Origin of the sequence: Pandoraea apista (genome assembly GCF_001465595.2) — a bacterium.
GTDB lineage: Bacteria > Pseudomonadota > Gammaproteobacteria > Burkholderiales > Burkholderiaceae > Pandoraea > Pandoraea apista.
Genome location: NZ_CP013482.1, coordinates 1 through 20,941, shown reverse-complemented (window position 1 = coordinate 20,941; position 20,941 = coordinate 1). Strand labels below are relative to the sequence as shown.

Here is a 20,941-nt window from a genome sequence, read left to right as displayed (position 1 = left end):
ACTCAATTGACCAATTCGCGTCTCTGGATGAGGGCGCCAGCGTTCGCCCCTGGGTCAGATCGTCCGCCGTGTCGGACAAGCTGACCGACGCCTATCAACCCGGCGTGCAAGCGGAATTTGACCCGATTGAAGCGGAGCATGCGGGGGCGTTCCACGAAGACGCGTTGTCGGATTCCGACGCGCTCGATACGGTCGTCGACCTGGTTGTGCTGCTGGCGGATCCCGACCACCTCACCGAAGCTGCCGTCGCACGTCGCATTGCTGGACCGAACAGTGACCTGGTGCCGTGGTTCGCCATCGCTTTGAGCCACGCGGCCACGCAGCTACCCGTGGGCAGCTCGATCACGCCTATCTCCCTGTCTGGAGTTATCCGAACGCTGCCGTTGTCGTTCGCGGGATTGCGCGCCCGCCTGCTGACCGTAGCCAACGCCAAGGTATTCCACTTCGCTTGGGTCGAGGACGCCTATGATTCCGGCCGCGCGGGCTTCGTCGAACTCGAAGGGGGCCGCCATGACTGAACCGAAGAAACGTCCGTTCCACGAGCAGGTCGCGGAAACGTTGATCGCCCAGCTTGAGCGCGGCGTGGCCCCCTGGCAGCGCCCTTGGTCGCCGGGCGAGCCGTCGACATTTCTTCCGCACAACCCAACAACCGGAAAGCGCTATCGAGGTATCAACGCGATGTTCTTGATGGCTCAAGGGCGAAGCGATACGCGATGGCTTACGTACAAGCAGGCTACGTCGGTCGGTGCGCAAGTCCGTCGCGGGGAGCGCGGTACGCCGATCCAGTATTGGAAGTTCTCGGACGAAGAAGTCAAACGTGACGCAAAAGGCGAAATCGTTCGCGACCAAGCCGGCGAGCCAGTCAAGGTGCAGGTGAAGCTTGAACGGCCGCGCGTTTTCACAGCGGTCGTGTTCAATGGGGAACAGATCGACGGAATGCCCGAGATGGACCGCGTGACGAAGGTGCCCAGCCTCGGGGGCGATCATGAGGGCGATTCTCCGGCCCTACAGCGGGCCGAGCGGGTCTTGAAAGCATCCGGCGCCCGGATTCATCACGGAGGCAATGGCGCGTTCTACAGGCCGTCCAGTGACGACATTCACATGCCAGATAAGTCGCGGTTTGCTGAACCGGCCGGGTATTACGCGACCGCATTGCATGAATTGGGGCACTGGACGGGGCATGAGTCGCGCTTGGGCCGGGATCTCGCGCATCCGTTCGGCAGCGAGGGATACGCCAAAGAGGAGTTGCGCGCCGAAATCGCGAGCATGATCCTGGGCGATGAGTTGGGCATCGGCTACGATCCGGGGCAGCACGCCGCGTATGTGAAGTCGTGGATAAAGGTCTTGCGAGACGATTCGATGGAGATTTTCCGCGCAGCAGCCGATGCCGAGAAAATCCAGGAATACATCCTGGGGTTGGAGCAGAAGCAAGAGATCGCTCAAGATTTGACGTCAGGGCAGGAGCCGGTTGAAGAAGTGTCGCCGAAACAAGGCGTGCAGATGATGGGCATTGACCCTGACAAGGAGGAGATCGTGAAGGCGTTTGATGGCGATGTGAACATCAGCGAGGATGCGCTGCGCAAAGTTGCTGGAGCGTATCAGCAGTTCGACGCCGGCCAGCTTGCAGACGCCGATTTTGAGACCGTCTCCAAGGACAGCATTGGTGTAGCGTTGCCGGCGGGTTGGACCGGCCGATTGCAGGTGCAAGGCTGCGTCGAAGTTGAAGACGATGGTGAGCGCTTCGTAAGGGCGGCTGGCGAGGGTGACGCGCCGGAATTTTGGGGCGTCTATGCCCAGGACTCTGACGGCACGCACACCTGGATCGCGGATGTGGCATCTCAGGACGAAGCGCAGATGCTGGCCGACCGTGTGGGCAAGATTCCGGGTTTCGTGCGTGAAGCACAGGAGGCACAGGCCATAGCGAGCCTGAGTGATGGCGACGTACCTACGCCCGACGCTACTCCCCAACGCGAAGGGTTGACGTACCTGGACGTACCGTACAAACAGAAGAACGAAGCGAAGGCGCTGGGAGCCAAGTGGGACAGAGGCGCGTCATCGTGGTACGTGCCCCCTGGCGTTGACGCTAATGCGTTTTCCAAGTGGATTCCAGCCGCAGGAGCAGCCGAAGGTGCCGCGCAGCAACCATCGCAACAGCCTTCTCGCACGCCAGACCAAAACCATCGCGTCTACCTGGCTGTGCCGTATGACGACCGCGAGGAGGCTCGTGCGGCCGGCGCGAAGTGGGATAAGCGGGCCGGTTCCTGGTACGTCGGCTCTGGGGCTGACGTATCGAAGCTCGCGCGGTGGAAGCCAGAAAATGTGCCGCTTGAGCAGGGGCCGGCGAAGGATCCTCGGGAGGAGTTTTCGGACTTTCTCCGCAGCATGGACGCCGATTTGTCCGAGTACGACCCGAAAATCAAGGGGTTCCACCCTTTGATGGATGGGAAGAAGCACAGGGTGCGTGCCACGGACGATAAGCCTGGATCCGCAGACCGCTCGATTTTCTATGTCGGCCACCTTGAGGGAACGCGGCCGGCAGGATTCGCGATGAACAATCGTACCGGAGCGCAGGCCAAATGGAAGGCGAAGGGTTATAGCTTTGATGGCGCTGAGTTGGCTGCGGTCTTGGCAGAGGCCGAACAACGGCGAAAAGAATTTGAGGCCGAGCGCCAAGCGGCTTACGAGCTGACAGCGTCGAAGGTCTCAGAGCGAATTGGCAAGCTGACACCGATAACGACGGCCACGCCGTACTTGGAAGCAAAAGGCGCGCTTGCGCGTGAATTTGTCTTGAAAGACTCCAGCGGGACAACCTATGTCCCCGCGTACGACGTAGATGGCAAGGTATGGACGATGCAGTCGATTAATCCGAAGGGCGAGAAGCTGTTCGTATCGGATTCGAGAAAGGAGGGCTGCTTTCACGCGCTAAACGGTTACGCATCCCTGGCGAAAGCGAAAGCGTTCGTGATAGGCGAGGGCTACGCGACGATGGACACCGTAGACAGGGAGCTTGCGGGTCTGGGTGTTCAATCGATCTCAGCGTTTGACGCTGGCAACCTCGCACCCGTCGCTAAGGCGCTGAAAGCCAAGTTTCCCGACACGCCAATTTTATTCGCCGGCGACGACGATCGACACGTGACGATGACAGTCGGCAAGAACCCTGGCAGAGAAAAGGCGTTGGCCGCAGCCGAAGAAGTAGGCGGGACCGTATTGTTCCCGATCTTCCCTGACGCAGAGGCGAAGTACCCCGAAGGGATTCCGCCAGTGACACCCGAGTCATGGCGTGAACACAAACGTCGGCTGGATGCGGAAGACGGTTACGTCCTTATGAGCGGAAAAACGCTGGATGACGTTAAAACCAATCTTTCGACGGAGCAGCGGCGTGCGATCGACGGGATGAAGAAATTCACCGATTGGAACGATCTCGCTATGCGAAGCGAGGCAGGCCGCGATGGAGTGCGACGTCAGTTGCGACCAGTCATTGAGCGCGCGGTTGCCGAGCGTCAGCAAGAAAACAACCAGGGGGTTAAGAAAGCACGAGGGATTAAGATGTAACGCCTGATCAACCTCGCAGCATTAACAAGGGGCCGACAGCGTTCGGCCCCTTTTTTGTGCCGGCGCGATTTTCCGAGGACGGTAGAAATGGCGCGTCCTCAGCTTGCGTTTTACGATCGCGCCTCACATACTTCCTCGTAATACAACTCATCCGGAGTGCATTACAGGATGGCAAAAGCCGCCGTTATTGAAGAACATCAGATTCGGCACGCGCGAAAGGTCGCCGCTGTCACTGGCCATGCCAAGGAGCGCGACGTCGCGTTGCTGCTCATCGCGTACGGGACCGGGCTCGCACCCAACGAAACAGCCAAGCTGACCGTAGAGGACTACCTTCTCGAGAATGGTGAAGTCAGGGTGCATTCAACCGTTCGGGCTGAGATCGCTTTCAATGGGAAAGCAAGGCCGCTGTTCTTCTCCAGTCCGAAAGTCCGCGAGGTCATTGACGCCTATCTCGCTCACCGAAAGGAGACACGTCAAGGCGTAACGATTCTACGTGCAGCGTATCGTGGGCTCGATCCGCAGAGCCCACTCTTTTTGGCCAGCGACGGGGCGCCCTTTACCTTCACCAAGCGCGTGAGTCCAAATGGCGTGGTCAGCTATTCGTGTGAGTCGCTGACTGAGATCTACCGCCGTTTGCACCACCAGGCGGGCATCGCTAATGGCAACGCAAGCGCAGCGCGCCGCACCTTTGCGGTTCGCCTTCATAGGGAAGGGCGGAGCCTAAAGCTGATTCAGGAACTGATTGGAGTTTCGAGTTTGAGTGCCGTTAAAAAAATGGTCGAAAGCGATCCTGTGCGTATGGCTTCGATCGTAAGTGGAGTGATTTGATGGGAGTGAAAAAAGCCACCACACAAGCTCAGCAAGAGTTTCTGCGGGAAGCGATGAGCGAACTCGGCATGACGCGCGCCGCGTTCGCGAAGCGCATCAGCGTGCCTGACAAGACCCTCGACAAGTGGCTCGCCCCTGCCAATACCAGTGACTTCCGGGCGATGCCAGATGTGGTTTGGGCATACATCCGAGAGATTTTGCTTTGGAGCACAAAAACACCTTGATATACCCCCAATGGGGGTATATTATGAGCGACATAGCGCAGTAATCCCAGCGTCGTCTCAACGGAGAAGGAGAGCGGCAATGCAAACGCGATACTTCGGTGAAGTGAAAGCACTCGGTTTCGACGGCAAGTGGTATCCCGACGAAGAAGCACTGCAAAACGCAATCGTGCAAGCCGAATGGGCCAAGGGCATTCTCGCCGGTCCTGACACCGTTTGGCCCAATGGCCGACACTCGCACGAAGCGGCAAGTGCGGTACTCGATGAGTCGCTGGACACTCTCTGCGCTCGCGAGTTCTTTTTCGCCAGCTAAACGAATCGGGGAATTCATGCGTATCCAACCAGAATCCATGCGCGCGTTGAAGCGCTCTAAGGGCTCGGACGGCAAAGCTGTCCCCGGCCTGTGGGAGAGCGACATCGTCAGAATGGAGTGGTTCGACGGAGCTTGGCATTGCCAAGTACCGATGCGCGAGATAGGCAGGACGCAATTCTACGAGTTCCGGCCACTGGCGATGGGCGGGCATTGGCAGTCGATCGGATCTCTTCGCACGCGAGCTGCTGCCTGCATGTACGCGGAGAGGCTGAGGGACGGTACGCACGTCTACAAGCCTGAGAGCCGAGACGAAGCTGGGAAGATTCCAGGGTACGTCGTTGAGTGGACCGAAGTGTCTGCCGACATCGCGGCGCATCCGTCTGCACGCTAAACAGGAAAAAATCGCCGGACTGACCGGCACAAAGGATAAGACAAAACATGAGCATTTTCGACAACGAAGCCGCCACGGGGATCCTCCGTGAAGCAGCACAGAAATTGAAAGCCCTTGGCCTGCACACGGACATCTCTGTGAGTAGCCTCCCCCAGGGGGACGCGCTGGCCCTGATCGTATCGGACTCGAGCGAAGGGGCTGAGGCGAACACCGTAGCGTTGACCGAAGGCGGTTCCATTGCTCACTCCGACGGTGTGCATTTCGCGAAAGAAATTGAATTCGCCCGTACGACTCGCCTTGCGAATCGACTGGCGTATCTGCACCACGAACTGGAAGACAAGGGCGATCGCGGAACGGACTGGTCACTCGCTCGCGCACTTGAAGATCGGCTCGGCTCGGGTCAGCCGATTCCCGGAGACGAAGAGGACGCTAAGCGTCTTCTCGCGAAGTACGATCGGTAGGAAAATGCTGCGCTCCCGTATAGCAATGGCCGGTTGACCGCCCTTGGAAGTCAGTTCGGTCGAACCAGAGGGGCAATTCGAGCACGCCTCATAAAGCTAGGTCTCCTGTCGGCCGAATAACCCATTTCACCAATAGAGAATAGTCATGAGAGGTTTTGCGTTAGGTGCCATTGTCATCGCGCTCGTGGCGTTTGCCATCGGGCTCGTCAGTACGGCGGTTAGCTGGGCTTGAGATGAGTGAGAGGTGCAGAAGATGGTGAACCATGTTCAGACTGTACGGGCAGCGATGGTCGATTGCGGACGTAGCATTGCATTGGGCGTCGCGGGTGCCATCCTGTTGGTTGCATTGGCCCTCAAGGGAGGGAGTGTATTCGGGTGGGTGTGGTACGGATGGCACGAACTTTTGACCGGAGGTTACTCAACGGCGTGGCCAGCGATTCTCATGGTTTGGGCATCCTCTCTCGGAGCTGTGTGGAGTGGTTGTGTCGCCACAAAGCTGACTGGTGTGTGGCAATCTCGCTTCGCGATTTCGTGCATGCTGCTTGTTCTTGTTGTCGCGTTGCCGGCGAATTGCGCGGTATGGGCGATGCTGGATTCGCTCGGTCGAGACAACATTCAGGCAAAGCTTGCGGCTATGACCGCAGTGACTTTCCCTGTTGGCCTCTTGGGCGCGTGCATGATGGGGTTCGTCACGGCGGTGGTTCCACTGATGACCGCCGATGAATGACCTTCCAAGTCGGCGCGGACGGAATTGACGAAAGGACAGAACATGACTACGAAGCAACAAGCGAAGGCAAAGCTGAATGCGGCTGAGAAGGGTTGTGACGCCGCCGAGAAGGCTTGGCAAGCTGCGTACAACGCCTTGTCAGGTTCGGTGAGAAAGAACGGCTATGGAGTTCACCACAACCCTTACGAGTTGCGCGACAAGTTGCTCCAGGCGCAGGCCCGCATTCAAGAGTCCCTTCGCGCCCTCGATGGCGTTAATTGGCCGACCAGTGCCGACTACGACCTTGCCGAGTAAATGAAATATTCCGCCGTAGCAATGTTGCTGGGAGGGGTTTCAACCCTCGTTCGTGCGGGAGACAGGCTAGCGAGCGCAATGGAAGGCGAGAGCAATTGGTGGTTCGCTGTTTTGGGTGTGATTTGCCTTCTCTTTGCGGGGGGCCTCTGGGCGTTTCTGAAGAAGCGTGTGGCGTGCAACAACCACTAATCGGAGATTACATGACCACACCAAAACTCGGACGCGAATGGATGGGCTCCGTCACGAAATGGACCGTCTACTTGGCCGCCTCTGCGCTGCTTAGTGCTTGCGGCGAACACGCTCAACCGGGATCGTTGCTTGCAGCACGATTTGCTGCCGCCGAGGCAGTCGGGAAGGCGTACAAAATCGATCCGGTTCATGTGAACGAGGAGCCGGAAGTTGTGGGCGAGGTTGCTCACGTCAAGACGACTTTCAGCGGGGGAGCGTGCACGGTTGAACTCGTGAAGCGTGCGCTCGCGAATCGACATGGCTGGCTCGCCAAGACCATCACCTGCGACAAGTCGGCGTAACTACGGAAATATCACATGGAACAAGTCACGACGAGACGTTGGTTTGTTGCGAAGCGATTCGCAGCGGCAGTATTTGTGCTCGGATTCGCCACGTTCGTTTATTTAATATTCGCCCCCTGGATGACGGACATCATGGGGCAACATTTGCTGGATGTTCTGGCGAACCGTGGGCGCTAACTACTCGGAAAAACGCTCGTCTTTGATAACGATCCGTTGGCTCCAGGCAAGTAACGAAATATCACGGACGACGGTTAAAGCCCTCCTGCCGTGAAGTGATCGCTCAATGCAACAGAAAAATCGAGATGAAACTATCAAAAACGACGCGTTTTATTGCACCGTACATCGTGGTTCCGGTCCTGTGCGCAGTGGCTGGCGGTGCCCTTGGGGCGTGGGAATCCGCGAAAGAAATCCCTGCCTGGCAGTACACAAACATCGCAAACAACTGGCCTGATAGCCGCGCCGCCCGTCAGGTCATCGCAGATGCCATGACAGACGGGAAGATCCGGCAGAGTGCGTCGCATAACATCTTCATGGCAATTATGGATGACAGGGGGACGTACGTGACGAAGTCACCTGACGAGAATCTCGACTACGAGACGGCGCGTAACGCGGTGGCGGACAAGCTACGCAGCGATGGCCCGCAAAACGGCAGGGAGAAGGTGGGGAAATGAATAGCGTTATTCTGAGGTTCGGCCGATTTTGGGGGCGCTGGACATTCATTGCGTGGAGCATGCCGGTTGTTCTGCTTGGCTTCGGCGTTTGGGCTGGCGCAGACGTGAACGAGGTTCTTCCCCCCGCATTGCCGTCACTTGCGATCGCCTTGTTCGTGACGGTGGTATGGATCCGGTTTCGCGCGTTGAAGCGCAAGGAAATTGAAGGTCGATGATGAAGAGCAAAGCCGAAACTTCAACACAGCAGGCCGTGGAAAAGCCGCGAGGCCGCGGACGGCCGAGAGTGGACACCCCGCGACCGCGGGAAATTTCCACTGTCCGTACGCGTCGGCTAAAGGAGCAACTCGAAGCCGAAGGCGGACGTGAACTCAGTCGAGTACGCCTCTGCGCGGAGGCCAACCAAGCGTTGATTTATCTGGCGGAAGATGACCGCTCAGAGCGAGCGGCAATCGAGAAAGCTCTTATCGACCAGGCGGAACGCCGGCGGAAGAAGTCACGATGAACACCTCAAGCTTGCCCCGTCAGGCGTTTGCCCTGACGGTCCTTGGTGCGGCCTTTGGGCATCTCGCCTATGTCGTGATGGGTTACACGTCCTCGTTGACCGACTGGTGCCTCTCGCTACCGATTTATTTTATTGGGGCATTCCTGGGCTATCGCGGTTTGCGGGTTAAAGGCGTGCTTTTCGTCGTGGCCGCATTGTTTCTGATTTATTTCACCTACGTTTTCGGCAATCGAACCCTCGGGCTGCCTTACAACCGGGCCGTGGACATGTTGCTCAGGCAAGTCGCCGCCGCATGGATTCTCATCCCGCAAACGGTTCTTGGATACGTTGCGATTCTCGGCGCCGCTGAGTGGTGGCACGGACGGAGCAGGACAGCGCAGTCATGAACCTGTTGAGCCTGGTGCTGAGTGGCGCTGCGGGGCTTTGCGCAGGGGCGCTCCTTTTCCCTGCGGCGTCGCGAGCGGCAATGGTTCTCGCATGCGAGAACGAGTGCGATGAGGGGGTTGCGTACCAAGCAAGTACAAAAGCGGCCGTCACCTTAGCGTTTGCCGCGATATGTGCGGCTCTGACGGCTAGAAGTCAGAGTGCGGGCATCGTCGTCGTGGGGGCAACTCTGGCATGGTTGCTGACCCTGCTTGCCCTCGTCGACTACCAAACACTCATGCTTCCCGACGTCATCACCCTCCCGTTGATTGGCGTCGGAATTTTTGCGAATTGGATGGGGTGGCGCACGTCTGTAGCCGAGTCGGTCGCCGGCGCGACAGCGGCTTTTGCTGCGCTCTGGGCGGTAAATGCATTCCGGCGGATCCGCAAAGGCGAGGACGGCATGGGGCAGGGCGACTTTAAACTGGCCGCCGGTATAGGCGCGTGGATGGGCGTCGCCTCAGTTCCGTCAATGCTCCTGATTGCGGCCGCGACGGGCTTATTCCTCGCGGTGATTAGATGGGGTAGTCGCGCGGAAGACGTGTTGCCTTTTGGCCCGTTTCTGTCGGGTGCGGGGCTGTTTCTGTTGATTTCCGGTTCTGATCCTGTGGTTTGGCTTGCGACGCGGATCTGACCCGCCGTGAGGGTGATAGAAACGCCCGCCGCCCGCTCGCATTTCTCTAACCGCACTTCTTCAAAAATATTTCGGGGTCGCTCTCCATCGGTGAGCGAAGCACGTGAATGACCAGCAATAAAAACTATCGTCCCGACGTGGACGGCCTCCGCGCGCTCGCCGTGCTTCTCGTCGTAGCCTGCCATGCTGGGGTTAGCCAACTCGCCGGTGGCTTCGTTGGGGTCGATATCTTTTTCGTAATCTCTGGATTCGTCGTCACCCGGAGCATCTGTAGTGCTCAAGCGGCGGGGAACTTCCGCTTCCGCGACTTCTACGTGCGCCGTGCGAAACGGTTAGTTCCGGCATTGTTCGTGATGATGGCAGTCACCTTCGCTTTCAGCGTGGTGTTTCTCATCCCGGACGACGCGATGGAGGTTGCCAAGAACATGGCCTACGTCGCGGGCTTCGCATCGAATGTCTACCTGGCGAAGATGACGGGCTACTTCGCACCGACGGCGGAGCAACAGCCGCTACTTCACACATGGTCTCTCTCGGTCGAAGAGCAATTCTATCTGGTGTTTCCGCTGGTGTTGTTTGGGCTTCGTCATGCGCGAGCACGCGTCAAAATTGCTTCGTTCATTGCACTCGGGCTTGCGTCTCTGGCTTGGTCAGAGATGGCAGTCCGCGCGGGAGCGCCAGGGGCTTACTACTTCAGCCAGTATCGTGCGTTCGAGTTCATCTTGGGCGTTGTAGTTGCGTTTCTAGGCCAGTGGAATAGCGCGCGAACCGCTCGTGGACTCTTAGCCGTTCTCTCGCTTATTGGCGTGCTGGCATGCGCCACTTTTATTGGCGGAAAGCCGTTCCCTGGAGTTTGGGCGCTCGCCCCGACGGTGCCCGCTGCTCTGCTGATTCTTTCGGGACACGACTCGAAAGTGATCCGTGCAGTGCTTGGAAATCGCGTTGCGCTCTGGATCGGCCTCCGGTCGTATGGCATCTATCTCTGGCACTGGCCGATACTTTTTGCGTTTCGGCGGTTCGGGCTGACGAGCGACGTCGCGATCGTCTGCGCGGTAGCGTTGAGTTTCGTTGTTGCTGCGCTTTCCCATCGGTATGTCGAGCAGCCGTTGCGCTATGCGCGAGTGAGCTTTAGGAGAGCCGTGATCGGTTACATCCTGGCACCGATCGCACTTGCTGCTTCTACTGTGGCGGTGGGAAGAACGTCCACAAACTTTCTGTTCATGTATCCCCAGCAATTTCGAGAAATCTATACCGCGTCGACCGACCGTGACTGGATGCAGGGACGAGGGGCACTGTGCTGGGGGGCTGTAGGGGTTACGTCGGAAGCGAAATGTTCTGTCGGGGCGCCAGGCGGAAGAAAGGCCGTCCTGTGGGGCGACTCTCACGCCTATCACTTCGTGTACTTCTTCCGGGAGTTGGGCAACGAGTTCGGGTTAAGTGTTCACGACATGGCGCGGCCGCTCTGCCCTCCGGTCGCGGATCCTCCGATCGGCACGCGGCCGAATATGGATGAACCATGCCGCGAACATGATCGACTGGTCATGAACTATCTGCTGAAAAGCAGCGACATTGAAGTTGTTTTCCTATCGGGTACATGGGGGGCGTACGTAGCGCCGTCAAACGTGAAGCGTAACGAGCGAGGGTTTGGCCCAGAGCAGATTGACGAGGATCTCTACCGCACGGCGAAGGCGCTGCTCGACGCCGGCAAGCAAGTCGTCATCCTTGATGATGTTCCCCCCATGCCTGACGGGCTCATCAACTGTCCGTTGTACAACGGATTGAGGTGGTCACCGTTCGCTCGATCGTGCGAATTCAGCCGCCAGTCGGCGGCCGGCGTTGAGGCGGCGAATCATGAGGTTGTAGGGAATTTGGCGGCCCGCCTGCCGGCGGTGAAAGTGATGCACACGTATGGTGCCGCATGTAGTAATGGGATGTGTGCCACGGCCGCCGGAAACATCCCGCTTTACAGAAGCAACGACACCACTCACCTGAATCTTGAGGGCGGAGCCCACTACTATCAACTGTACCGACGGAGCCGACCGGGGGAGTTAGAGGCCATCATTACCGGCCGTCCTTAATTATTGGGTTGCGCGCAACACAATAATTATCTACAATGTATTCATTGAACATTGCGCGGCTCATGTGCCGCTCTTACGGCGAGGGTGATATGGAATTTGGCTCGGAAATCGAATCGATGGAATCGATGGTGGAGCGTCTCGGTAGCTCCGGATCGTCGGAGCAAGCGAAAGCGGTGGTGAAGGGTATTGCACTCATCCGGGCGGCATCGGGGATGCTCGACAGCAACAACCGTGCCGTCGCCCTGTTTCACGTGGCTGTTGCACTTTCGGGCCGGGAGCATGCCGCAAGCACGCTCGAAACGGCGGCATTCCTTGCCAATCCGGAACTGTGAGACAGGCGGCCATGCTGAGGATCATCCTGCTCGCAGCCATCCTTTCGTCGCAGGGCTATGCATCCGCAGCGCCGGGCGGCCGCGCAGGCTGGCATGTCAACCAACCGACTCGATTCATGGTCTCCGCAGTCATGCGCAAGGACGGCTCGACGGACGTAATTAAGCCTGTTCACGGGATTATCGCGGCCACGGACGAGGATGAAGCGGTTGCGACGTTCTCACGAACCGCAAAGCAGACTTATCCGGGGTACACGATCATTTCAACACTCGCGTCTCCCGTGCCGCTCGCAGGCTTCTGCGAGAACAACATCTGAAACACCTTTTTGGCCGAGAGCGTTTGTTCCCGGCTCGCCACCCAGGTTCGTTTGAGCCTGCTGGCATCTGCAAAAGCAGTGCGCGGATTGCCGATCGTTGGGCGTGTAGGAAAACTCGATGAAAAGCCAGATTTTTGGACGCAAGGCCGGTTCGGGCGCAGAAATGACGCTCCTGATCAGTGGCGAGGGAGCGTCGAGCGGCGGTCGCCCTGCCGACACGGGCAGGCTTCACGAATTTGAGGTCGCGAACGCCCGACGCGCAGTGAAGGTGCTCCGCGAGAAGGGTGTCGAGGGCTACGTGATGTTCGAGAGCGATCCTGCCCGGTACGAATTTACGCCCGACGAAGATTTCGTCTATCCGGCCGTGAGCCACTAGGAAAAAGGTTGGTTTACTCGCAAATGTGCATTGCTTCTTTGACGTCATCGTTTCTCTCTGGCGGTCACCATATGCCCAGTCGAGAGGAGGCTAAGGCGAATGGCCTGAGCTGGGTAGACGCCCTTCAGCGAGTCGCCGACGAATGCTCCTCCAACGGGCAGCACCGCGAGAATTGCCTCACCAGTTGGGTGACGTACGGAGGTCGCATTCGCGAAGAAATCGGCGACGACAAGCTCTTGGTTCGGCTGCTGCTGGCCGTGTTACCACGCTACGAAGGCCCGTCGTTGACGCTGTATCGTGGCGAGAGCACCGAGCGCTTCAATGCCGGGAGGATTGGCCTCTGTTGGTCGTCGCAGCGTCGTACCGCAGAAATGTTCGGAAGTGGTCTGAACGCTTACTACTCCGGCGGTGGCGTTCTACTCAGTGCGAATGTTGACGCAATGGCAATTATTTCCGGCCCTGGGAAACACAGTAGATGGCTTGGCGAGGAAGAGTACACAATCGACCCATGCGCGCTAACGGGGTTGGAGGTGTTGCAACGGTATCCCAATCCGAACGACCGCATGCGGCGATAACCACGGAAAATGAACGACCGACACTTAGACGATCTTCGCGCCCTCACTTCGATTTACGAAGAGGTAATGTGGCTGTCAGGCCGCCCTAATGTGACGGCCAGTCGAGCGAGAGCGTGGTACACGCACGTGATGGCCGAGAGTGTAAAACGTCGAGTGAGGCAGTTTTCTGGGCTAGTTTCAATGGAGGCAATCGCGAGTCAAAGCGGCGACCTGCGACTAGAGCACCACAAGAGAATTCAGACGACACTCACGGCGCTTGTTGATCGACATCGACGGGAGCAGCGACAGGACCCTGACGAGTTCGTGCGAACTGTGATTGAGTGCGAGTCCGTCCACATCGTTACGAGCGCGGAGAACTACGCCGCGATGCGCGCTCGCGGGGACTACGAAATGGCCGGGATCGAGCTGGTGCCTTGGGGCGAAATCCATGAGCACCGTCGGCGCGAGCTGTGGAACAAGATGCTCAGAAGCCGGGTTGCCAACGCTACCACGTTCATCGTGACTTAGGCCAGAAAGCACAAGCCCGCTATGGCGACCTACAAGGACATCCAGATCCCGAGGAAGCCATGCGGCATTAGGGCTGGCTCCGCTGACAACGGAAAGATTGCCATGAAATTTGCAGGAGAGCAGGATGCTTGGAACTGACGAATGGAAGGACCGAGTCATCGCGTCCAGCACGACGCTGTGCCCATCCTGCGAATCAACAGAGGTGACGATGGGTGCTTGCGCGATCGGCACCAAGACGGTTCACCAGGAGTACGTGTGCGAGTCTTGTCAGCATGAGTTCACGGCACTGTTCGTGCTTGCTGGTTGCTATGTTGGACATCCGAACAACTAGACGGGAGTGGCCGTGATGCGGAACTGCAAATGTGGATGCGGTGAGCCTGTGAAGGGACAGAGAGTCTTCGTCAATAAGGAGCACCAGTTGGCATGGATGACTGTCGGCGGAGCAGCCGAAATCGGGGCACTACAACCCCTCGAAGCAAAAATGCGAGGCGGAGCGACGGCAGGACGCATGTCGGCAGAAAACGGGAAACTCGCGGAGGCGTCGAAGAAAGGCGCGGAGCGCGCGCGGGAAATCGCAAAGCAGTTTCGCGATCGCAAAGCTGACGTCAAATAGGAAGAATCATGACCACGCCCGTAGATGAAGACGACGACGGAATTGAAACTTCGATGTTCTATTCCGTCATCGGCGAGATGGAGCGCGTCTGGGGAGAACCGGGATTAGACGGCACGTCAGACGAGTACAAGTGGTTGGAAGCGAACTACCAAATCACGGAGGAGGAGGACGTCAAGTGGCAGATGGCCTTGCAGTACTTCGTTAATCATGACCTTCCTGAAGACGATGAGAGCGATCCAGAGGTCATGGCATTTCTCGACGACTACGATGCGGTGAGGTCATTCTTGGCCGAATTCCTTCGGAAGTATCGAAGCAGTGACAAGGTCTATCTGCGACCGTCAGCGCTTTAGGAAAACCGCGGAAAAGGCGATATGAGTCTCGCAACCCTCTGGAGATCACCGCAGGCGATGGTGGTATCCGAATCAGACATAGACGCTGCCCTAGCGCACCTATCGGGTTTGCCGTTTAGGGCTAGGTCCCCAGTCCGATGGGAGAGGCAGCGCCTTTTCCAGAGAATTCGCGAGGTCATAGGAGCCGAGCGGCGAGTCGACCGACTGTACAACATTGCGCCCGGGGTGTTCGCTATTGTGAAGCCCTTCGGGATTGATCTCGCCCATCCAGTGGCTGAACCGGAAGAGCGCTTGCAAGTATGGCTCGCCATCCGGTCTGTAGGTACAGACCCGGCGCGCATCAGTTCACTTTAGCAACTGGAAAACATAATGACCCACTGGAAGGACATTCATCTCGACACAATTCTGAACGCTGATTTCGTTGCGCCAGGGGAGGGGCAGAAGTATCAGCGCATCATGCAGCATCGAACGAACGAGGCGATGAATGGACTCTCACACCGCCTGGACAAAATTCTTAGCCAAGCAGAGAAGGATGGTAAGGCACAAGGGCGTCAGCAAGCGGTGATGATTGCGTTGACGGCGGTGCTCGCAATATCGACTGTGGCCTACACGGTAACTACAGTTTGGTCCACATTGAAGACGGTCGCCGGACAGCAGACGGTTTATGTTAGCGGCATCGGCGCTGTACCCGAAAGCGCGGCGGTCCACATGGGTTTCGATGAAACCGGTCGTGCCGCAGTTTGCATCAATGGAACGGCACACAACCCACCAACCGGAAACGCAACGACGATTGAGGCGCGCTATCCGGATCTTCGCAACAAAGCGGGTGACGCGCCTGCCCCGGTTGCTGCGTTGCGTTGTGTAAAGTGACAAGGAAAAAGTGAGCTGCCCGAGATGAATGGACACGTAATGATGGTCACACCGCCTGTTGCCTTCCGGCGGCCCTCGGACGGCGAGAGTTTCTTGGTGACCGCCAAACAGCTTTGGCAGGGGGCGAAGGCATTAGAGGCGAGCACCGTGGAAACTCATCTACCCGGTGCGCTGCTCGCTGCCCAGGCACTTGAGGGGGCGTTGAAGGCGCTGCTCTGGTCCGCGAAGATACCTGCCTCGAAGTTGAGCAAGAAGCCATTTGGGCACGATCTCAGTGCGTTGTGGGGCGCAGCAGCCAAGTTGGCGCTTGTCGCTCCCACGTCGCCCCCGGATTGGTGTGTGCTGCTGAATACGCTCCACGACTGGCCGTATCGTGGTCGGTATCCGCAAGGTCTAAATGGGTTCGTGACGCCGAACCCGGCTCAATTGATCGGCGCAGTTGAGCAAGTATTGCTGCTGGCCGAGAACGCAGTTAAGGCTGCATCCTTCGGCACCATTGCGAATCCCGACGCCGCTCGATCGGGATTGTTCGCCTCAACTGCCAGCACACTCGAAACACCTCGGCCGGACGAAAATCGAGTCGATCAGGTATTTCAGTCCAATCGCGGCACCTGAAGGCGCGAAAGATCGTCACCGCAGGCGTCCGGATACCCTTCAGGCCATCCGAGCAGATTTGCGAGAATGTGAGCGTTATGTTTGCCAGGGCCGGCTTCTCCGTCGCATTTCGTCACAGCCCACGCCATCAGCTCGCTATCTACGAACTCAAGGAGCATCTTCAGAAACCAGTGACGGTGCTGATAGAACGAACCCGGATTGATACTCGCGTGGAGCGGGACGTTGAGAGCAACCGGCTGCTCCTGACTAGCGATGCGCTCAACAACGGATGCGGTGTACCCGTTGATTGTCGAAATGACGGTCACGCGGAAGTTGCGTTCCCGGGCGTTGACCGGATACGTCTTCGTCGCTCGCATGAGATCCGCCCATACCTTTTTGGCCGCTTGAAAAAACTGGGTCTGCTGAGTCTTGTCCGCGTTTGTCGCTTCGACTAGTTGTATTCCATCACGAATCGCGATCGTGTCGCCGCCTGTTGTTCCGACGCTGAACGACAGCTCAAAGTCCGGCAAAACAGCAACCAACCGCTTTTGATACTCGGTTTGGTCAACGTGAAATTTCTGAAGGGAATAGGCGTCGAGAATCACACGGAATTGCGCGGGCATAAGGTTCAAAGTTAGTGATTGCTGGTTGTCGGCGGCCGGCCGGCGCGGAGATTCAGTTTTTCAGGGTGACAATCTGAGGTGTCACGTACATTACGGCCCCGTCTAGTTTGCTAGTACGGCTAGTGGATTGGTTCGCTATTCAAGGCGTCGACGTAGGCTCTGTTGAACTCCACCAGGAACGCATTCACGCCGTCTCGAGAACCGTAGGCCATGATTATCGGCCGCTGGTTTCCGGGCCGGTCGTGTGGCGTCCACGTCACGCTCATCAGGCTATTGATGGCTTGCCGAATCTCGTTCACAGACGGTTTGTGCATGATCTGAGCGAAGTCAACCGGCGACACCAGCGCAATCGAGCCGTTCGCGACAAATCCAACAAGCGCGCCCTGGAGTACAGCAAGAGTCTTCTCTTCCTTTGCCGTGAGTGGCCGGCTCGTGATGATGGGCATTACCACTCTCGCTTCTCACTCTTGGTGAAAGAGCCTGAGCGGAAGCACTTGTCGGCCAGCTCGCGTTGCGCGGCGTCGGACAAGCCCGCTGCGCGCTGTGCGTCCCTGTCGCAAGCGTCGATGTTCGCAGCGCTCGTTGCAACAGCGCTGCTGGACTCATGACGCGTTACCATCAGTACAGCGATGACGCACACCACGGAGATGGCGAGCAGAGCGATGATGCGTTTCGGAAATGCCATGAGTGACCCTGATTAGGATTTTGGAAAGAAGACGCCGCCGGAGCAACCGAACGGAGGTATGAAACTGCTGCACACCATGCCTGAAACGCTGCTCACGGAGTTGATGGCCGCAACGAGCATGCTTGCCAACAACACGACCCAATAGACCCGTTGGTTCAGCGGGATTCCCGCCATGCTGGCGTAAAACATGGTGAGACCAGAGACGGCCATTGCGACTGTTGAGATACCCCACACGAGCGGATTCACAAGAAATTCCATTTGTTGCTCCTATGTTCATCGAATTACACGCGCCAGGCCAAGTCTGTGTACTTCAAGACATTGGCATCTGCTGTGAATAGCTGTAGCGGCTCACACATCGCTTGCGCGACCAGCAGCCGGTCGAACGGGTCACGATGAATGTCGGGCAGTGTGCATACCTTGGCGGCATGCGCCGTAGTGATCGGCAACTCCCAAAAAGCCAGCCGCGCGTATCTCCGCCGTAAGGGCGGTCGGATCGACGTCGATCTTGCCGAGACCGGCCTTAATAGAAATCTCCCAAATGCTCGCGGCGCTTACGTAGACCTCATCAGCCAACTGAATAACCTCACGCGAAGCAAGGCTCAGTTTCGGGTCGTCTGTGACAGCCCACAGAAAAACGTGCGTGTCGAGAAGCAAGCGCATCACTGTCCCTCAAACGCGGCAAGCACATCGGCCGGCAAGGCGTCGTCGAAATCCGAAGCGATACGGATCTTACCCTTGAGGCCACCGAAGCGGCGTTCCGGCTTGGCCGGGACGAAGGCGACGAGACGGGCGACCGGCTCCCCCGCCTTGGCGATAACAACGTCCTCGCCACTCTTGGCGCGCTCGATGAGCTTCGACAATTGCGATTTGGCGTCGTGGATGTTGACGGTTTGCATGGCACCTCCTTAGCTAACCTTGGTTTGATGACTCATATTAGCTAACCTGAGCTAATGACGCAAGTGAAAAATAGGCTCTTTTAGGTGGTCCAAAAATAGATGGCTTTTTTGAGTTGCCTCTTGTATATTTGGGCTACTAAAATTCGTATGGTTAAATTAGGTATACCCAAAATGACCGAGAGACTTTCCGGAATCGCATCGGCGATATTGCTTCCACCAAGGCAGATAAACCGGCAAGCGGAATCAAAAATAACCAAAGCTGACACAGAGATAACATGACGAAGAAATATGCAGAGATTCGCGCACAGATCGAGGCAATTGAAGCAGAGACCCTCAAGCGCGTTGAGGCATTAGAAGCCGAGGCGGCTAAAGCACTGGCGGCGGAAAAAGGCAGTGTTGTGGCCGATGTTCGACGCCTTATCGTTGAGTACCAATTGACCGAGCGGGATCTATTTGGGGCGCGCCGCAAGCGCAGCGGCCCGCTTGCGGCTAAGTACCGGGACCCTGCTTCGGGTGCCACATGGAGTGGTCGCGGGCGAGCGCCCGCTTGGATAGTTGGTAAAAAGCGGGATCGCTTTTTGATCTCCCCGGAAGGATAAAGCGAGGTGGTCGCGCGTCAGACGAGCAAAACCGCCGCTTCTCGCAAGCGTGATCGGGCGGCTATCAAGGTCGCCCGAATCTATTTGCGCGTAAGCACTGCGCAACAGGACATAGAGAGGCAAGAGGGGCTTGTAGACGAGGCGAGGAGGGCAGGGTACTACGTAGCAGGTGTGTACCGTGAGAAAGCGTCCGGTGCCCGCGTGGATAGACCAGAGCTACTGCGAATGATTGCTGACCTGCAACCGGGGGATGTGGTCATCGCGGAAAAAATTGATCGCATTAGTCGCCTTCCATTGCCCGACGCCGAGCGCCTGATTGGATCGATACGCGACAAAGGAGCGACGTTGGCCGTGCCTGGTGTGATCGATTTGTCGGAGTTGTCCGAGAAATCGGAGGGCGTTGCTCGGGTTGTCCTTGAGTCGGTGCAGCAAATGCTCATGCGGCTCGCTTTGCAGATGGCCCGTGACGAGTATGAGACCCGGCGGCAGCGCCAGGCGCAGGGCATAACTCTTGCCCGAGCTGCTGGAAAGTATCGTGGGCGCAAGCCCAATACTGCCGTGAACGAGCGCGTTATCGCGTTTAGGAAAGCTGGACACACCATCGCTGAAACAGCGCGTATGGCGGGATGCAGTATCAGCCAGGTTAAGCGAATTTGGGCTTCCTGCACGCGAGATGGCGAAGCCGCTGAGTTCGGCGTTTCGGAAAATGGGAAGTAACGTCGTTGTTGATTTACGTCAGGAGGATCGCCAGCCGCTGGGGCTGGCGATATGCACTCGGGACGTCAGAATTGCTGCCAGCCGAGAGTGATGAAAGCGCTGCGTTTGGGCGTTTCATACGAGTAGGCAAGCTCGTAATCCTTGTTCAGCAGATTCTGCACTTGCAGGGCGACGTACCACGCCTTTGTGATGTTGTAGCGGGCCGACAGGTTCACTAGGCCGTATCCGCCGAGGTGCTTGGTGCCATCGAGCCGCGCACCGCTCAGAATCCATTCAGCGCCCACGCGCACACTCTCAATGTTCCGGTTGACAGCGAACGACGCGAAGTGCCGTGCGCGGCGGCTCAGATCGGTATGCGTGTCCTCGTTCACAGGATTTTGGAAAGTGAAAGAAGCGCGCACGTCGGTCTTGTAAACCTGCCCACTCCAAGAGCCTTCCAGGCCCTGCACCTTGGCCGTGCCCACATTCTGTGCCGTGTAGTTGCCCGCAAGGTCTGACGCATACTGAATGAGATTCGAGTAGCGAGTTTGGAACACTGTCAAACGCATCACGCCAAGCGCGTCGGTGGCGTACTGCACTCCAGCTTCGACGGAGTGACTTGTCTCTGGGCGAATGTTGGTGTTGCCGCCGTAGGGGTAGTACAGGTCGTTGAAGGTCGGCGCGCGGAAGGCGTCCGAATAGCTCGCAAGAACCTTCCAGCTATCAGTTATGTCGTAGCCGTACCCGAGGTAATAGCTGCTTGCACCGCCGAAATCGGAGTACTGGTCGCGCCGCAGGTTAGCTTGAAACTGATGAGCACCAAAGCGCCCGTTGTAGCCGATAAAGCCTGAGTCGACGCGACGGGAGGGGGCGGCATAGGCACTAGAATCAAAGCTCTGGTCGAGGTGTTCATAGCCCGCGAGGATCTTCTGGCCGCTGGCGATGGCGAAATCATTCTGCCATGTGTATTGCCTATTGTCCGTGTCAAACCGGCCGTTATAGAGGCCGTTCGTTTTCTGGATACTACGGTCGTTGCCGGCTGCGATCGTAACGTGCGTTTTCCACCAGTCGGTTACGTTTCCGTTGGCGAAAACGGATGCCTGCTGCACCTTGCTAATACCGTAGTTCAAGTCGGTAGGTTGGCCGTAAGCATTGTCGTAGCTGTTGTAGCCGTTGGATTGAAAGTAGCGGACACCCACGTCCCAACGTTCACGAATCGGTGTTTGATAGATGCGCTACCACTCTCGTTGAGGTAGCCGTTGGCGTTCGGGTTTACGCTTGGTTGCTTG

At 57.6% G+C, this 20,941-nt stretch carries 30 protein-coding genes and 2 pseudogenes; 25 read left to right on the top strand and 7 right to left on the bottom strand.

Features of this window, described 5'->3' with window-relative positions:
- The first annotated feature begins 68 nt into the window (after nt 1-68).
- The 23 genes from AT395_RS24960 to AT395_RS24840 all read left to right on the top strand — a co-directional run bounded on the left by AT395_RS24960 (nt 69) and on the right by AT395_RS24840 (nt 16,174).
- Nucleotides 69-518 (top strand): hypothetical protein, encoded by a 450-nt coding sequence (locus AT395_RS24960; RefSeq protein ID WP_167370777.1) that lies wholly within the window; start codon nt 69-71, stop codon nt 516-518.
- Nucleotides 511-3,552, top strand: a complete 3,042-nt coding sequence (locus tag AT395_RS24955) for a zincin-like metallopeptidase domain-containing protein (RefSeq protein ID WP_048627757.1) — start codon at nt 511-513, stop codon at nt 3,550-3,552. The genes AT395_RS24960 and AT395_RS24955 overlap by 8 nt, the downstream gene beginning before the upstream one ends.
- A gap of 168 nt (nt 3,553-3,720) precedes the next feature.
- Nucleotides 3,721-4,380 carry a site-specific integrase gene (locus tag AT395_RS24950; protein WP_048627756.1) on the top strand — a complete coding sequence of 220 codons (660 nt, stop codon included), beginning with the start codon at nt 3,721-3,723 and terminating at the stop codon, nt 4,378-4,380.
- Nucleotides 4,380-4,604 (top strand): hypothetical protein, encoded by a 225-nt coding sequence (locus AT395_RS24945; protein WP_048627755.1) that lies wholly within the window; start codon nt 4,380-4,382, stop codon nt 4,602-4,604. The genes AT395_RS24950 and AT395_RS24945 overlap by 1 nt, the downstream gene beginning before the upstream one ends.
- Nucleotides 4,605-4,683: 79 nt before the next feature.
- Nucleotides 4,684-4,914 carry a hypothetical protein gene (locus AT395_RS24940; RefSeq protein WP_048627754.1) on the top strand — a complete coding sequence of 77 codons (231 nt, stop codon included), beginning with the start codon at nt 4,684-4,686 and terminating at the stop codon, nt 4,912-4,914.
- A gap of 438 nt (nt 4,915-5,352) precedes the next feature.
- Nucleotides 5,353-5,766 (top strand): hypothetical protein, encoded by a 414-nt coding sequence (locus tag AT395_RS24930; RefSeq protein ID WP_048627752.1) that lies wholly within the window; start codon nt 5,353-5,355, stop codon nt 5,764-5,766.
- Between the two features lie 535 nt (nt 5,767-6,301).
- Nucleotides 6,302-6,493, top strand: coding sequence for a hypothetical protein (locus tag AT395_RS24925; protein ID WP_072633021.1), 192 nt, complete (start codon nt 6,302-6,304; stop codon nt 6,491-6,493).
- A 42-nt stretch (nt 6,494-6,535) separates the two neighbouring features.
- Complete coding sequence (locus AT395_RS24920) at nt 6,536-6,787, top strand: hypothetical protein (protein ID WP_048627750.1); 252 nt, start codon at nt 6,536-6,538, stop codon at nt 6,785-6,787.
- Nucleotides 6,788-6,976, top strand: a complete 189-nt coding sequence (locus AT395_RS26425) for an LPXTG cell wall anchor domain-containing protein (RefSeq protein WP_082164640.1) — start codon at nt 6,788-6,790, stop codon at nt 6,974-6,976.
- 11 nt (nt 6,977-6,987) lie between these two features.
- On the top strand, nt 6,988-7,317 hold the full coding sequence (locus AT395_RS24915) for a hypothetical protein (protein WP_231606016.1): 330 nt from the start codon (nt 6,988-6,990) through the stop codon (nt 7,315-7,317).
- Nucleotides 7,318-7,332: 15 nt separating this feature from the next.
- A complete protein-coding gene (locus tag AT395_RS25785) occupies nt 7,333-7,494 on the top strand; it encodes a hypothetical protein (protein ID WP_156219644.1) in 162 nt (53 codons plus the stop codon).
- A 125-nt stretch (nt 7,495-7,619) separates the two neighbouring features.
- A complete protein-coding gene (locus AT395_RS24910; RefSeq protein WP_048627749.1) occupies nt 7,620-7,988 on the top strand; it encodes a hypothetical protein in 369 nt (122 codons plus the stop codon).
- Between the two features lie 498 nt (nt 7,989-8,486).
- A complete protein-coding gene (locus AT395_RS24895; protein WP_048627746.1) occupies nt 8,487-8,876 on the top strand; it encodes a hypothetical protein in 390 nt (129 codons plus the stop codon).
- The gene (locus tag AT395_RS24890) at nt 8,873-9,547 is read left to right on the top strand and encodes a prepilin peptidase (RefSeq protein WP_048627745.1); all 675 of its coding nucleotides are present in this window, start codon (nt 8,873-8,875) and stop codon (nt 9,545-9,547) included. The genes AT395_RS24895 and AT395_RS24890 overlap by 4 nt, the downstream gene beginning before the upstream one ends.
- 107 nt (nt 9,548-9,654) lie before the next feature.
- Nucleotides 9,655-11,622, top strand: a complete 1,968-nt coding sequence (locus AT395_RS24885; RefSeq protein ID WP_048627744.1) for an acyltransferase family protein — start codon at nt 9,655-9,657, stop codon at nt 11,620-11,622.
- Between the two features lie 89 nt (nt 11,623-11,711).
- Complete coding sequence (locus AT395_RS24880) at nt 11,712-11,954, top strand: hypothetical protein (protein WP_048627743.1); 243 nt, start codon at nt 11,712-11,714, stop codon at nt 11,952-11,954.
- An 11-nt stretch (nt 11,955-11,965) separates the two neighbouring features.
- A complete protein-coding gene (locus AT395_RS24875) occupies nt 11,966-12,268 on the top strand; it encodes a hypothetical protein (RefSeq protein WP_048627742.1) in 303 nt (100 codons plus the stop codon).
- Nucleotides 12,269-12,386: 118 nt separating this feature from the next.
- On the top strand, nt 12,387-12,644 hold the full coding sequence (locus AT395_RS24870) for a hypothetical protein (protein ID WP_048627741.1): 258 nt from the start codon (nt 12,387-12,389) through the stop codon (nt 12,642-12,644).
- A 71-nt stretch (nt 12,645-12,715) separates the two neighbouring features.
- Nucleotides 12,716-13,219, top strand: coding sequence for a hypothetical protein (locus AT395_RS24865; protein WP_053086313.1), 504 nt, complete (start codon nt 12,716-12,718; stop codon nt 13,217-13,219).
- A 303-nt stretch (nt 13,220-13,522) separates the two neighbouring features.
- Nucleotides 13,523-13,726: a hypothetical protein gene (locus AT395_RS25780; RefSeq protein WP_156219640.1), complete on the top strand. Its 204-nt coding sequence runs from the start codon at nt 13,523-13,525 to the stop codon at nt 13,724-13,726.
- Nucleotides 13,727-14,347: 621 nt separating this feature from the next.
- Nucleotides 14,348-14,689, top strand: a complete 342-nt coding sequence (locus tag AT395_RS24855; protein WP_048627737.1) for a hypothetical protein — start codon at nt 14,348-14,350, stop codon at nt 14,687-14,689.
- A 369-nt stretch (nt 14,690-15,058) separates the two neighbouring features.
- A complete protein-coding gene (locus AT395_RS24845) occupies nt 15,059-15,559 on the top strand; it encodes a hypothetical protein (RefSeq protein WP_048627735.1) in 501 nt (166 codons plus the stop codon).
- 39 nt (nt 15,560-15,598) lie between these two features.
- The gene (locus tag AT395_RS24840) at nt 15,599-16,174 is read left to right on the top strand and encodes a HEPN domain-containing protein (RefSeq protein WP_048627734.1); all 576 of its coding nucleotides are present in this window, start codon (nt 15,599-15,601) and stop codon (nt 16,172-16,174) included.
- On the opposite strand, the gene AT395_RS25405 is transcribed toward AT395_RS24840, so the two are convergent.
- The 6 genes and pseudogenes from AT395_RS25405 to AT395_RS24815 all read right to left on the bottom strand — a co-directional run bounded on the left by AT395_RS25405 (nt 16,153) and on the right by AT395_RS24815 (nt 18,357).
- Entirely contained in the window at nt 16,153-16,758 is a 606-nt protein-coding gene (locus AT395_RS25405) for a hypothetical protein (RefSeq protein ID WP_156219638.1), read from the bottom strand. The two genes, AT395_RS24840 and AT395_RS25405, sit on opposite strands and share 22 nt — an antisense overlap.
- 137 nt (nt 16,759-16,895) lie before the next feature.
- Nucleotides 16,896-17,222 (bottom strand): hypothetical protein, encoded by a 327-nt coding sequence (locus AT395_RS24830; protein WP_048627732.1) that lies wholly within the window; start codon nt 17,220-17,222, stop codon nt 16,896-16,898.
- Nucleotides 17,222-17,461 (bottom strand): hypothetical protein, encoded by a 240-nt coding sequence (locus tag AT395_RS24825; RefSeq protein WP_048627731.1) that lies wholly within the window; start codon nt 17,459-17,461, stop codon nt 17,222-17,224. The genes AT395_RS24830 and AT395_RS24825 overlap by 1 nt, the downstream gene beginning before the upstream one ends.
- A 12-nt stretch (nt 17,462-17,473) precedes the next feature.
- A complete protein-coding gene (locus AT395_RS25775) occupies nt 17,474-17,719 on the bottom strand; it encodes a hypothetical protein (RefSeq protein WP_156219635.1) in 246 nt (81 codons plus the stop codon).
- 23 nt (nt 17,720-17,742) lie between these two features.
- Nucleotides 17,743-18,121, bottom strand: a pseudogene (locus AT395_RS24820) (type II toxin-antitoxin system VapC family toxin).
- The gene (locus tag AT395_RS24815) at nt 18,121-18,357 is read right to left on the bottom strand and encodes a type II toxin-antitoxin system Phd/YefM family antitoxin (RefSeq protein ID WP_048627729.1); all 237 of its coding nucleotides are present in this window, start codon (nt 18,355-18,357) and stop codon (nt 18,121-18,123) included. Before AT395_RS24815 ends, AT395_RS24820 begins: the two are co-directional and overlap by 1 nt.
- Before the next feature lie 275 nt (nt 18,358-18,632).
- Between AT395_RS24815 and AT395_RS24810 the strand changes: the two genes are divergently transcribed.
- Both AT395_RS24810 and AT395_RS24805 read left to right on the top strand, forming a co-directional pair.
- Nucleotides 18,633-18,956 carry an H-NS histone family protein gene (locus AT395_RS24810; RefSeq protein WP_048627728.1) on the top strand — a complete coding sequence of 108 codons (324 nt, stop codon included), beginning with the start codon at nt 18,633-18,635 and terminating at the stop codon, nt 18,954-18,956.
- Nucleotides 18,957-18,962: 6 nt separating this feature from the next.
- Nucleotides 18,963-19,673, top strand: coding sequence for a recombinase family protein (locus AT395_RS24805; protein ID WP_231606014.1), 711 nt, complete (start codon nt 18,963-18,965; stop codon nt 19,671-19,673).
- Nucleotides 19,674-19,738: 65 nt separating this feature from the next.
- On the opposite strand, the pseudogene AT395_RS24800 reads toward AT395_RS24805, so the two are convergent.
- Nucleotides 19,739-20,934: pseudogene (locus AT395_RS24800) on the bottom strand (TonB-dependent receptor domain-containing protein); the annotation flags it as partial.
- Nucleotides 20,935-20,941: the final 7 nt, after the last annotated feature.